The organism is bacterium, assembly GCA_021372775.1.
Classification (GTDB): domain Bacteria; phylum Acidobacteriota; class Polarisedimenticolia; order J045; family J045; genus JAJFTU01.
The window spans coordinates 1-12,424 of sequence record JAJFTU010000186.1 but is presented as its reverse complement, the minus strand read 5'-3'; the positions used below and the strand labels follow the sequence as shown (position 1 = coordinate 12,424).

At 73.6% G+C, this 12,424-nt stretch carries 13 protein-coding genes; 1 reads left to right on the top strand and 12 read right to left on the bottom strand.

The features are described from left to right. Positions 1-876: lysophospholipid acyltransferase family protein (locus LLG88_06295; GenBank protein ID MCE5246515.1), on the top strand; the 876-nt coding region annotated here is incomplete at its 5' end. A 19-nt stretch (positions 877-895) separates the two neighbouring features. On the opposite strand, the gene LLG88_06290 is transcribed toward LLG88_06295, so the two are convergent. The 12 genes from LLG88_06290 to LLG88_06235 all read right to left on the bottom strand — a co-directional run bounded on the left by LLG88_06290 (position 896) and on the right by LLG88_06235 (position 12,220). Beyond that, on the bottom strand, positions 896-1,501 hold the full coding sequence (locus LLG88_06290) for a hypothetical protein (protein MCE5246514.1): 606 nt from the start codon (positions 1,499-1,501) through the stop codon (positions 896-898). After that, complete coding sequence (locus LLG88_06285) at positions 1,498-1,959, bottom strand: flagellar FliJ family protein (GenBank protein ID MCE5246513.1); 462 nt, start codon at positions 1,957-1,959, stop codon at positions 1,498-1,500. The genes LLG88_06290 and LLG88_06285 overlap by 4 nt, the downstream gene beginning before the upstream one ends. Positions 1,960-1,961: 2 nt before the next feature. After that, positions 1,962-3,299, bottom strand: a complete 1,338-nt coding sequence (locus LLG88_06280) for a FliI/YscN family ATPase (protein ID MCE5246512.1) — start codon at positions 3,297-3,299, stop codon at positions 1,962-1,964. Next, positions 3,296-3,883 (bottom strand): hypothetical protein, encoded by a 588-nt coding sequence (locus LLG88_06275; GenBank protein ID MCE5246511.1) that lies wholly within the window; start codon positions 3,881-3,883, stop codon positions 3,296-3,298. The genes LLG88_06280 and LLG88_06275 overlap by 4 nt, the downstream gene beginning before the upstream one ends. Next, positions 3,870-4,904, bottom strand: coding sequence for a flagellar motor switch protein FliG (gene fliG, locus LLG88_06270; protein MCE5246510.1), 1,035 nt, complete (start codon positions 4,902-4,904; stop codon positions 3,870-3,872). Before fliG ends, LLG88_06275 begins: the two co-directional genes overlap by 14 nt. Continuing rightward, on the bottom strand, positions 4,905-6,500 hold the full coding sequence (gene fliF, locus LLG88_06265) for a flagellar M-ring protein FliF (protein MCE5246509.1): 1,596 nt from the start codon (positions 6,498-6,500) through the stop codon (positions 4,905-4,907). A 27-nt stretch (positions 6,501-6,527) separates the two neighbouring features. Continuing rightward, positions 6,528-6,842 carry a flagellar hook-basal body complex protein FliE gene (fliE, locus tag LLG88_06260; GenBank protein ID MCE5246508.1) on the bottom strand — a complete coding sequence of 105 codons (315 nt, stop codon included), beginning with the start codon at positions 6,840-6,842 and terminating at the stop codon, positions 6,528-6,530. A gap of 21 nt (positions 6,843-6,863) precedes the next feature. Further along, the gene (gene flgC, locus LLG88_06255) at positions 6,864-7,292 is read right to left on the bottom strand and encodes a flagellar basal body rod protein FlgC (GenBank protein ID MCE5246507.1); all 429 of its coding nucleotides are present in this window, start codon (positions 7,290-7,292) and stop codon (positions 6,864-6,866) included. Then, positions 7,289-7,711 (bottom strand): flagellar basal body rod protein FlgB, encoded by a 423-nt coding sequence (gene flgB / locus LLG88_06250; GenBank protein MCE5246506.1) that lies wholly within the window; start codon positions 7,709-7,711, stop codon positions 7,289-7,291. The genes flgC and flgB overlap by 4 nt, the downstream gene beginning before the upstream one ends. A 127-nt stretch (positions 7,712-7,838) precedes the next feature. Next, positions 7,839-9,203, bottom strand: coding sequence for a sigma-54 dependent transcriptional regulator (locus LLG88_06245; protein MCE5246505.1), 1,365 nt, complete (start codon positions 9,201-9,203; stop codon positions 7,839-7,841). 15 nt (positions 9,204-9,218) lie between these two features. Continuing rightward, a complete protein-coding gene (locus LLG88_06240) occupies positions 9,219-10,361 on the bottom strand; it encodes a hypothetical protein (GenBank protein ID MCE5246504.1) in 1,143 nt (380 codons plus the stop codon). Continuing rightward, entirely contained in the window at positions 10,361-12,220 is a 1,860-nt protein-coding gene (locus LLG88_06235) for a hypothetical protein (GenBank protein MCE5246503.1), read from the bottom strand. Before LLG88_06235 ends, LLG88_06240 begins: the two co-directional genes overlap by 1 nt. Between the last annotated feature and the right edge of the window lie 204 nt (positions 12,221-12,424).

The window sequence follows — 12,424 nt, the reverse complement described above, 5'->3', positions numbered from 1 at the left end:
CGTTGGGGCGTCTCCATCCTCCCCGACTGGGGCGTGCGGCTCTGCATCGCCCTCTTCACCGCCTTCTTCTTCGTCTTCCTGCGCAAGATCCGCCGCGCGATCGCCGCCAACCTCGACGTCGTGCTCGGCCCGTGCGGCTTCCTCGAACGGCAGCGCCGGATCCACCGCACGATGCGCGAGTTCGCGTGGTGCTTGAGCGAGCGCTACGAGCGGCACGCGACGTCGCGGCAGGTCCGGATCGAGGCCGAGGGGCTCGAGAACTGGCGCGCGGTCGCGGGGGGCGGACGCGGCTTCATCCTCGTCACCGCGCATCTCGGCAACTTCGAGGTCGGCTCGATGCTTCCGGCGGAGCGCGGACGGCACGTCTACGTCGTGCGCGAGCGGGAGGTCGATCCGCGGGCGCAGCTCTTCGTCGCCAAGATGCTGCGGCGCGCCGGCGGCGCGAACTACACGACGATCTTCGAAGGGGACGATCCGCTGCAGGGGATGAAGCTGCTCGACGCGCTGCGCCGCGGCGACATCGTGGCGGTGCAGGGCGACCGCCCGCGCAGCGGCGGCCGCAACGTCGAGACGACCCTCTTCGGCCGTCCCTTCCCGCTTCCCGCCGGCCCCGCCGCGCTGGCGCGCGCCGCGGAGGTTCCGCTGCTGCCGGTCTTCGTCTTCCGCACCGGCCGGCTGTCGTACCGGCTGGCGATGCGTCCGCCGATCGAGCCGCGGCTCGGGGCGGGAAGCCGCGAAGCGCAGCGGGAGATCGTCCAGGCGATGGCGCGCGAGGTCGAGTGGGCGATCCGCGAGGCGCCGCACCAGTGGTTCTGCTTCCGCGCCGCCTTCGAACAGAAAACGCGCCGCCTAGGGGGCGGCGCGCGTCGAGGATGACGGCGGAACGCGCGGCGGGTCACTGCGCGCGCGGTTCGTCCCGGTGGGACATGTCGGCCGAGATGTCCGCGGCGAGTCCCGGCTTGGTCTGCGCGAGCGCGTCGAGGATCGCGCCGGAGCGCCGCGCCGGCAGCGCGAGCATCAGGTCGATCGCCGTGTCGCGGTCGCGGTTGTAGAGCTCGGCCAGCGCGCGCGCGGCGTTCTCCGGTTCCATCCCGGCGAAGGCCTTGACCAACCGCTTGAACGAGTCGCCGGGCTGCGACTGCGCCCCGCCGCTTCCCTGCTGCCCGGGACGCGCGGCCTGCGCCGGCTGCTGGTCCTGCTGCGCCTGCAGCTCGGCCCGCACGACGCCGACCTGCCGTTCCCGCTCCGCCAGCTCCTGGGACTTCTTGTCGAGCGTCTGCTTCTGCGCCTGCAGCTCGGAGACGAGCGCCTTGTAGGCCGCCTCGGCCTCCTTGGCCCCCGCGTTCCCCGCGGGCGCGTCCTTCGGCGCGCGGACCTCTTCCTTCGCGCCGGCCTCGGCGCCCGGAAGCAGGCCGAGATTGCCGAGGATGTCGGCCGCGATGATCAGGTTGACCAACACCGCCGCGCCGAGAACGCCGACCAGAACATGCCGCAGCCTCATTGCCGTCCCTCCGTCGCCATGGCGCGCGCGCGGCGCACCAACACGACGTCGTCCACCATCGCCTGCTCGCGGCGCGCGAGGTCGCGGAGCCAACGCTCGAACGCCTCCCGCCGCAGCTTCTCGAGCACCTGCACCTCGCGCCCGATCTGCTTCAGCCGTTCGCGCACCTCGTCTTCGGCGCGCGCCGCGGCCAGCGCGCGGTCGCGCAGCCCGGGCACCCGCGCCCGCGCGGCGTCGCGCGCCGCGGCGTAGGCCCGAAGCGAGGCCCCGTCCACGCCGCCGCGCACCGACTCGACGATCTCCGCGCCGATCGTCTCGACGCGTTGCAGCCCGGACCGGAGCTGGTCCTCGGCGATCGTCCGGTCGCGCAGCGCCAAGGCGAGGTCCTTGCGCCCTTCCGTGCGGCGCAGCCGCGCCAGCCGCAGCGGGGCCCGCAGGCGAAACAGGAAGCGCGCCATCGTCAGGCCGCTCCGAGCTCGGCGAGCCGGCGCACGGTTTCCTCGAGCGGCGACGGCTGCGTCAGGTCCTGGCGCAGGAACTCGTCGATCGCCTGATGCCGGGCGACGGCGAGGTCGAGTTCCGGATCCATCCCCTGCCGGTAGGCGCCGATCGCCACGAGGTCCTCGGCGTCGCGGTAGATCGCCATCAGCCGCCGCGCGCGCATCGCCGCCTGCATGTGCTCGCGGCTCGTCACGGCCGGCATCACTCGGGAGACCGAGGCGAGGGCGTCGATCGCCGGGTAGTGGGCGCGCTCGGCGAGCGAGCGGGCGAGCACGATGTGGCCGTCGAGGATCGCCCGCGCCGCGTCGGCGACCGGATCGGTGAGGTCGTCCCCTTCGACGAAGACGGTGTAGATGCCGGTCAGGGCGCCGCCGGTTTCCTCGCAGCCGGCGCGTTCCAGCAGGCGCGGCAGGAAGGCGAAGACCGACGGCGTGTACCCCTTCGTCGAGGGGGGCTCGCCGGCGGAGAGGCCGATCTCGCGCAGCGCCATCGCCACGCGCGTCAGCGAGTCCATCAGCAGCGTGACGTTGTGGCCCTGCCGGCGAAATTCCTCCGCCGCGGTGGTGGCGGCGAGGGCGCAGCGGACGCGCCGCAGCGCCGACTCGTCGGAGGTCGCGACGAAGACGACCGAGCGCTTCAGCCCTTCGCCGAGCGCCCCTTCGACGAACTCGCGCACCTCGCGGTTCCGCTCGCCGACGAGGGAGATCACGATCCGCTCGTCGGAGGCGTAGCGCGCGATCGAGCCGAGCAGGCGGCTCTTGCCGACGCCGGGGCCGGAGAAGATGCCGATCCGCTGTCCGCGGCCGAGGGTCAGCAGGCCGTCGATCGTCCGCACGCCGGTCGTCATCGGCTGGCTGATCGTGGGGCGCGAGAAGGCCGGCACCGGCTCGGCGTGGATCGAGCGCAGCGCGCGGGAGCGGATCGGCCCGAGCCCGTCGAGCGGGCGGCCGTCGGCGTCGAGCACGCGCCCGAGGAGCGCGTCGCCGACGGGGATCCGCGGACGGCGGCCGGTGGCCACGACGCGGTCCTCGTGCCGCAGGCCGCGCACCGGATCGACCGGCATGCTGTGGACGTTGGCGCCGTTGAAGCCGACGACCTCGGCCATCGAGATCAGCTTCCCCGACGCGGTCTCCAGCCGCACTTCCTCGCCGACGGCGACGCGCGGCCCGAGCGATTCGATCGACAGGCCGACGGCGCGCACGACGCGGCCGCTGCGCACGACGAGCGGCGCGCGGCCGACGCGGGCGCGCGCCGACGCGAGCGCGCGGCGCATCGGCTCCCGCCAGTCCTCGTTCATCGCTCCTCGTCCAGCGCGTCGCGCGCCGCGGCGAGCGAGACGTCGATCCGCGCGTCCACCGTCTCCTCGCCGCTCTCGACGACGACGCCGCCTTGCGGCACGGAGGGATCGGGGACGATCTCCACCGTCCCGGGGCCGCCGAGCGAGGGAACGGCGGAGAGGAGCGCGTCGTGGTCGTCGGGCGAGACGTGCACGCGGCGCAGCGCGGAGGTCGGCGCGTCGGCGAGCGTCTCGAGGGCGATGCGCGCGGCCACCGGGTCGCCCGACTCGATCCGCTCGCGCACGATCCGCCCGGCGATCTCCACCGCGAGGTCGAGCACTTCCGAACGGAGGGCGGCGAGGACCTGGCCGCGCAGGGCGTGGATCTCGGCCAGCGCCGCGGCCGCCTTTTGCCGCTGCGCGTTCCGCTCCGCGTCGAGCGCCGCCGCGGCCTCGGCCCGGCCGCGCTGCAGCCCTTGGGCGAAGCCGGCGCGCACGGCCTCGTCGATCCGCGCCTCCGGCGAGGAGTCGAGCAGCGAGGCGGACGTTTCGGGCGGCTCGTAGGCCTCCGCCCGCGCCGCCTCGACCAGCCTACCGCGCGGCACCTTGCGGCTCCTCGAGCGTGATCGCGCCTTCCTTCTCGAGGCGCAGGACCATGTCGATGATCGAGCGCTGCGCGGCCTCGACGTCGGCGAGGCGCGGCGCGCCGAGGAACTCCATCTCCTCCTTCAGCATCGAGGCGGCGCGCTCCGACATGTTGCGGAAGAAGAGTTCCTGCAGCTCGGGGTCGGCGCCCTTGAGCGCCAGCGCCAGCGTGCCGCGGTCCACCATCTTCAGCACTTCCTGCGCGTCGCGGTCCTTGAGCGCGAGGAGCATGTCGAAGGTGAAGAGCATGTCGCGCAGCTGCTGGCTCAGCTCGGGGCAGCTCTCGGCGAGCGCGTCCACGATCTCGCCGCCGGCGGCGCGGCCGAGGCTCTGCAGCGTGTCCGCCGCCGTCTGCACGCCGTTCATCGGGATCAGCGGCTCGTCGCAGATCGCGGCGAGGCGCCCTTCGAGCACGGCGCCGACGCGGGTCACGACCTCCGGCCGGACCTCCTTGATCGAGGCCATGCGGCGCGTCACTTCGATCCGCCGCTCGGGGTCCATCGCGTTCATCACCTGCGCCGCGCGGCGCGGCGGCAGGTGGGCGAGCACGAGGGCGACGGTCTGCGCCGGCTCGTCCTGGAGCAGCATCGAGAGCCGCCGCGCCGGCGCCGAGACGAGGCTCTCCGGCAGTTCCGGCAGCGGCAGATCGGCGCCGTCCTCCTCGCGGTTCCGGCGCGGCTCGAGCTGCTTCATGATCTTCTCGGCGTCCTCGCCGGGGCGCACGCGGGAGAGGAGCCGGCGCGCCAGCGGCGCCCCCGCCAGCTCGAGGGCGCGCGCGTCCTGGATCATGTCCTGGAACTCGACGAGCACCGACGCGTGCTGGCTCGGGTCGATCATCTTGATCTTGGCGATCTCCGCGGTGATCGCCTTGACCTCGTCCCCTTCGAGTTCGTTCAGGACGGCGGCGGCGCCCTCTTCCCCGATCAGGGTCATGAGGATCGCGGCCTTCTGCACGCCGGCCATCCCGTCGAACCCGGCCATTTACTGTTGCTCCTTCTGCTCGTTCAGCCAGACCCGCACCGTCTGCGCCATGCCGGACGGCTGCTCGGCGGCGAGCTTGGCCAGCCGCTGACGCAGCAGCTCGACCTGGCTCGCCGGCCCGAGGAGCTGGCGGTCCTTGTCGGCCAGCGCGGCCGCCGAGGCCGGACCGGCCGGGCCGACCGCCGCGATCGCGCGGCGCGGCGCGTTGCGGCCCATCGCGTCCCGCGTCGTCTTCAGCATCGGGCGGAAGAAGAGCAGGAAGACGAGCAGGAGCAGCAGCACGAGCGCGGGGTACTTCGCGTACGGCAGGTAGGCCTTCCAGTCGAAGCCGCGCGACGGCTCTTCGACCGGCTGCGCGAACGGGGCCTGCTGCACCGTGACGACGTCGCCGCGGTTGCCGTCGAAGCTGATCGCGGCGCGGACGAGGTCCTCGATCCGCTTGATGTCCTCGGCGCTGCGCGGGGTCGTCGTGCGCGGCGCGCCGGCCGCGGCGGGGCCGCCGGCCTGGTCGACGAGGACGGCGACGGAGAGCTTCTTCACCGTGCCGATCGGCTCCTCGACCGTCTTCTCGACGACCGAGTAGTCGAAGTTGTTGGTCGTGGTGCTCGACTCGGAAGTGTCCGAGCCCGAGCCGCCGTTCGGCCCGGCCGCGCCCGGCAGGTTCGACGCCGTGCCGGGGGCGCCGCCGGCGAAGCCGGACGACGAGGAGGACTTCTCCTTCGACTTCTGCTCGGAGATCAGCGCGCCGCTGTCGGGATCGATCTGGCGTTCCTTGCGCGTGACCTTCTCGAAGTCCATGTCGGCCGAGGCGCGCACGACGTAGTGGTCGGGGCCGACGAGCGGCTCCAGCACCTTGGCGACCTTCGCCTCGAGGTCCTTCTCCACGCCGCGCTTCATCTCGCCCTGGCGCGCGGTGATCAGGCCGCCCGCGGCGCCGTCCCCTTCCCACAGCGTGTGGCCGGCGGTGTCCACGACGCTCACCCGCTCCGGGGAGAGCCCCTGCACCGCGCCGGACACGATGTGCACGATCGCCCGCACGTTGTCGGGGCTCGGCACGACGGCGCGGCCGAGCGTCAGCGTCACCGAGGCCTTGGCCGTGTCCTGGTCGTCGAGGAAGACGCGGTCGCCGGGAAGCACGACGTGGACGCGCGCGGTGCGGACTTCGTCGAGCGACTCGATCGTCCGCGCCAGCTCGTCCTCCAGCGCCTTCTGGTAGCGGATCCGCTGCGTGCGGTCCGACTGGGCGATCGTGTCCTGGCTGAACATCTCCATGAAGCCGAAGCGGCCCGAGCCGGGGAGGTTCTTCGCCGCCAGCTCCATCCGCAGCTTGTCCACCTGCTCGAACGGCACGTTGATCGCCGTGCCGCCGGCGTCGAGCTGGAACGGGACCTTGCGCCCCTGCAGTTCCTGCACGACCGCCTGCGCGTCCTTCGGGTCGAGCCCCGTGTAGAGGACGGCCCACGTCGGCTGCCGCGCCCACCAGACGATGGCGGCGACCGCCGCGAAGGTCAGCAGCGCGGAGACGACGAGGGTGGCGCGCTGCTTCGAGGACAGCGCGTTCCAAGCGTCGCGGATCTGGGCCAGCATTGGGTTCATCGCGTCAGCGCCTTATCCGAACGCCGGTCAGACCGGCAAGCGCATCACTTCTTTGTAGGCGTCGAGGAGCTTGTTCCGCACCTGCACCATCGTGCGGAAGCCGAGGTCGGCCCGCTCGAGATCGAGCATCACGGTGTGCAGGTCCACGTTCTCGCCGGCGACGTAGGAGGCGGCCTGTCCGTCGGCCTTCTGCAGGTCGCCGTCGACCTCCTTCAACGCGCTCTCCAGCGCCTGGCCGAAGCTCGGCCCCTCGGTCGGCGCCGCGCCGCCGTCCGCGCGCCCGATCTTCGGCTCGGGGAGCGGAGCGCGGATGCCGAAGTCGCGGATCCCGCCGGTGTTCATCGCCTAGGTCCTTTCCCCGCCTCAGCGGATGATCGACAGCGCTTGGTCGTTCATGCGCAGGACGGTCTTGACCACGTTCGTCCCGGCCTCGTAGGAGCGGACGGCGGAGAGCATGTCCACCATCTCCTCGGCGGGGTCGATGTTCGGGTAGCTGACGTATCCCTGCTTGTCGGCGTCGGGATGGCCCGGCTCGTACTTGCGCAGCGCCGGCCGCTGGTCGTCGGAGACGGAGGTGACCTGCACGCCGCGCACGGCCCGGTCCATCGCGTCCTTGAACGTCCCTTCGTTGAGCGGGACCGCCTTGACCTGGGCGATCTTCCGCACGTACGGGCCGCCCTGGGCGGTGCGGGTCGTCTGGGCGTTGGCCAAGTTGGAGGCGACGATCTCCATCCGGGCCCGCTGCATCGTCAGGCCGCTGGCCGCGACCTTGACCGCGGTGTCGAGACTCATGCGCCCCTCCCGTCCTCGATCGCGGAGAGCAGCTGCTTGACCCTCATGCGCGCGACGCTGGTGACCATGTCGTAGCGGTAGCGCGTCTGGGTGAGGGCCAGCATCTCGCGGTCGATGTTCACGTTGTTGCCGTCGTTGCGGACGGTCAGGCCGGCGACGGCCTGCGCCTGCGCCGCGCCCTTGCCGACGGTCGGCGCCGACACCTGCCCTTCGCGGGTCGTCCGCAGCGGCAGCGACCGGGCGCCCGCCTGGACGGCCTGCGCCAGGGCCGCGTTGAAGTCGAGGTCCTTCGTCTTGTAGCCCGGCGTGTCGATGTTGCCGACGTTCGACGCCACGAGCTGCTGGCGGCGCGAGATCGCGTCCATCGCCCGCTCCATGCGGTCGAGGAACGGCTCGTTGACCATGCCGATCGGCTTCATCGTCCTGTCCTCTCCCGCATCCCCCGACGGGATGCATGGCATTGCAAGCAAGAGACGTGCCCGCTTCCGCGGACCCCCGGGGCGCCCTGCGCGCCGGAAAGGAGGCAAATGGCGCCGGGCGCCGTCATCAGATTGACACTCCAGTGGCGTATTCCTGCCCATCCTCCCGGAACAGGCGCAACTTGTTCCGGAGCGTGCGGACCGAGATCCCGAGCATTTCGGAGGCGCGGGTGCGGTTCCCGCCCGCCGCCTCGAGCGTCGTCTCGATCAGCCGCCGCTCCATCTGGGCGATCGTCATCCCCGGCTGGAGCGCCTCGCCGGTCTGCGGCGCGGCGGCCCACTCGTCGAGGAAGAGGTCGGCGGGGACGATCGTGCCGACCCGGTCGAGCACGACCGCCCGTTCCATCACGTTGCGGAGCTCGCGCACGTTCCCCGGCCAGGGATGGGCGCAGAGGCGGGCGATCGCCGCGTCCGAGATCTGCGGCGCGGGACGCCCGAGCCGCTCGGCGACTTCGCTCGCGATGTGGCGGGCGAGGAGCGGGATGTCCGCCGGACGCTCGCGCAGCGCCGGCACGCGGAGCGGCAGCACGCGGAGCCGGAAGTAGAGGTCCTGGCGGAACCGCCCCGAGGAGACGGCCTGCGCGAGGTCCTGATGCGTGGCCGCGACGACGCGGATGTCCACCGGGACCGGCTCGCCGGCGCCGAGCGGCGCGACGGCCCGCTCCTCGAGCGCGCGCAGCAGCTTGGCCTGCAGCGGCAGCGGCAGATCGCCGACCTCGTCGAGCAGCAGCGTGCCGCCGTTGGCCCGCTCGAAGTGGCCGCGCCGGTCGTGGTCGGCGCCGGTGTAGGCGCCGCGCCGCACGCCGAACAGCTCGGCCTCGAGCAGCTCGCCGGGGAGCGCCGCGCAGTTGACCGCGACGAACGGCCCGGCGCGCCGCGCGCTGCGCGCGTGGATCAGCCGCGCCGCGAGCTCCTTGCCCGAACCGCTCTCGCCGGTGAGCAGGACCGTGCTGTCGGTCGCCGCGGCGCGCGTCAACTGGTCCAGGAGGTCGCGGAAGCGCGGGTCCTCGCCGACGAGGCGCGGCCCTTCGCCGGCGGCGCGGGCCTGCTCCTCGCCCGGCGCGGGGCCGAGCGCGCGGTGCAGCGCGGAGAGGAGCGCGTCCGGCGCGAACGGCTTGAGCAGGTAGTCGGCCGCGCCGCGGCGCACGGCGAGCACGGCGTCCTCGACCGCGCCGAAGGCGGTGACGAGGATCACCTTCAGTTCGGGCCGCAGCGCGAGCGCGCGTCCCAGAAGCTCCTTGCCGTCGATCCCCGGCATCCGCACGTCGCTGATCATCGCGTCCCACGGGCGCGCCGTCAGCGCCTCGAGCGCCGAGTGGCCGTCGTGGCACCGCGTGACCTCGAAGCCGGCTCGCTCGAGGACGCGCGCCATCGCCAGACGCATCGCCGGTTCGTCGTCCACCACCAAGACCGCGGGTCGTTTGCTGTTCACGTGCCGCGCCTCCGGCTAGTCCAAAAGGTCTTCGCCGTCCGCGCCGTCGGGGCGGGCCGGCAGTTCGATGCGGAAGAGCGCCCCCCCTTCGGGGGCGTCGAGAATGCGCACCGCGCCGCCGTGGGAGAGGGCGACGCGCTCGACGACGGCGAGCCCGAGGCCGGTCCCTTGGCGGCGGGTGGTGAAGAAAGGTTCGAAGATCCGCTCGCGCATCTCCGGCGGAACGCCGGGGCCCGAGTCGGCGACCTCGATCCGCACGTCGGCGCCGACGAGCGCGGCGGAGATGCGGACCGCGCCCCCCTCGGGGGTGACGTCGAGCGCGTTGCCGACGAGGTTGAGCAGCGCCTGGCGGATCCCTTCCTCGTCGAGCGCGGCGGGAACGTTCGCGCGCTCGGACGGCGCCGCGAGGTCCACCCCGCGCGCGGCGGCGACCGGGGCGAGCGCGGCCGCGGCCTCGCGCGCCAGCGCCGCGACGTCGCACTCCCGCCGTTCGACCGGGCGGCCGCGCACCGCGGAGAGGAGATGGGTCACCGTCCCGGAGAGGCGGCGCACGCCGAGCAGCAGCTGGTCGGCCATCTCCCGCGCCTCGGGGCGGTCGGCGAGTTCGTCCACGAGCAGCGACGAGAAGAGCTCGAGGCTGCCGAGCGGGTTCCGGACCTCGTGCGCGATCTCGGCGGCCATCCGGCCGAGCGCCTCGAGGCGCGTGCGGCGTCCGGCCTGCTCCTCGACCTTCAGCGCGCGGGTCACGTCCTGCACGGTGAGCAGCCGTCCGGCGCCGCCGCCGGGAAGCGGCACGAAGGCGCGCCGCGCGACCCACGTCGGGCCGGCGACGCCGCGCGGCCGGAACGGCCGTTCGTCGATCACGTCGGCGCGCGGATCGAAGCAGTCGGCGAGCGCGCGGCGACTCGGGCCGATCTCGACCGCGCCCATCTGCCGCGCCGCGCCGTTGGCGGCGAGGACGCGCCCTTCGTCGTCGTGCAGCACGACGCCGATGTCGATGCGCTCCAGCACGAGGTCGAGCAGGCGGGAGAGGCGGTCCTTCTCCTCGAGGGCCGCGCGCAGCCGGCGCGAGGCGTCGGCCAGTTGGCCGGCCAGCGCCACCGCCTCTTCGCGCAGCGACGCGGCGGTGTCGGGACGTTCGGCGCGCGCGACGCTCATCAGCCGTTCCTCTTGCCCGACGCGCGCCCGCGGTCGGCGACGGGCAGTTGGGCGAGCAGCCGTTCGGCGGCGACCGCCGCCGGCTCGCCCGGTTTCCGTTCCAACAGCGCGTTGAGCCGCGCGCGGGCGTCGTCGTCCTTCCCCTCGCGCGTCTCGCAGGCGGCGAGCCGCACCTGCAGCCAGCCGGCCGCGGCCTCGCCCAGTTCCGGACCCTCGGCGGCCCGATAGTCGCGGCAGGCCGTCGGCCATTCCCCCGCCAGAGCCCGCGCGTCGCCGCGCATCAGGGCCGCCTCGGGGCCCGGGCTCGACAGCTTCTCCAGCAGTTCGCGCGCCCAGGTCGGGTCGTTGACGAGGAACGCCGCGCGCGCGCCGAGGGTGCGGGCCCGCGCCGCGTCCTTGCCGTCGAGGGCGCCGGTGATCGCCTTGAGGACGAGCGGCCAGGCCTGCTCCCGCTCCAGCGCCTCGAGGCGCAGCGGATCGGCGGGATCGACGCCGGGGGGCAGTTCGCGCGGGCGGCTGCGGGCGAGGCCGTGACGCGCCGCCTCGCCGTTCTCGCCCGGCAGGACGGCGAGCGGCTTGTACATCGTCGCCGCCATGTCCTGCTCGCCGACCGCCTCGCGCAGGCTCGCCGCGGACAGGACGACCTCCGCCGGCAGCGACGCTTCGCAGTGGGCCTCGCGGGCGAGGGCGTGGACGAAGGCCGCGGTCACGGCGTCGGCGGCCAGTTGTCCGCGCATCTCGCCGGCGATCTGCAGGAAGAGGCGCCGCCCCGGCTCCCCCCCGTACTTCGAGCCGGAGTTGATCTTCGAGGCCAGCAGGACGAGCGCGCCGACCGGCCCTTCGATCCGGCGGGTCACGTCCACCATCTTCTCCAGCGCGCGGCCGGCGGTCTCGGCGTCCGGCGCGTCGGCGAAGACCTGCTCGTACTGCTCCCGCGCGCCGGCGGCCTGCCCGAGCGAGTCGAGCATCTCCGCGCGGCCGAGGCCGCTGGCGACGGCGACGCCGACCGTCCGCGCGTCGCGCGAGGCCTCTTCCATCAGCGCGAGGGCGAGCGGGCGGTTGTCCAAGTCCTGGTAGATCTTGGCCGCGCGGACGAGCGCCTCGCCGCGGCGGAGGTCGCGCGGGTAGAGGTTCGCGAAGCGCAGCAGCGCGGCGGCCCCCGCCTCGGGCGCGTCCACCTTGGCCGCGGAGTCGGCCCGCAGCCAGGCGAGGTCCGGATCGTACTGGACCCGTTCCGGCCAGACTCGGCCCAGCCGCTCCACGCTGTCCTTGAGGCGCGGCGGGTCGTCGAGCAGCGCGTAGGTGCGGACGAGGCGGACGAGGACGGCCGCGGGATCGGCCAGGCCGTCGCGCAGCAGCGCCTCGTCGGCGAGGGCGCTTTGCTCGCGGCGGCCGGTCCGCAGATAGAGCATCGGCAGGGCGCGCCGGGCGCGGACGCCGAACTCCTCGCCGCCGTGGTCCGCGGCGAGCTTCTCCGCGTCGGCGATCGCGCCGTCGAGATCGTTGTACCGGCGGCGGCCGTCGCAGCGACGCCAGAGGAGCGCGGCGTCGTCGGGGCGGTCCTGCAGCAGGCGATCGACCAGCGTCAGCGCCTCGCGGTCCCGGCCGTGGCCGAAGCGGTCGAGCGCCTTCAGCAGGTCTTCGGCGAGGCGGGACTGTTCGGCGGAGGTCGTGGCGCGGCGCAGCCGGTCCCGGATCGAGGCGACGGCGATCTCTTCCGCGGTCGGCTCGGACGAGGCGGCGGCGGTCTTGGTCTTGGCGGCGGCGGCGGGGACGGCGGGCGCGACGGGCGCGGCGCCGTAGGCGGCGAACGCCGTCACGGCGAAAGTAAGAAGAAACGCGAACCCCGCTTGCCGCACGCCTCGGCTCCTTGCCGGATTCCGGCGGGGCACTTCAAGAGCAAACCATGTGCCGAGTTTTCCGGGAGACGCGCCAAGTCGCCCAACCGCCCGAAACGGCGGACTTTTCGCGTCCCGGCCCCGCGGCGGCAACTGTTGCCGCCCCGCCGGAATCCCGACGGTCCGGACGGGAATTTTCTTCCTGACGGTCGAATTCTTGACACT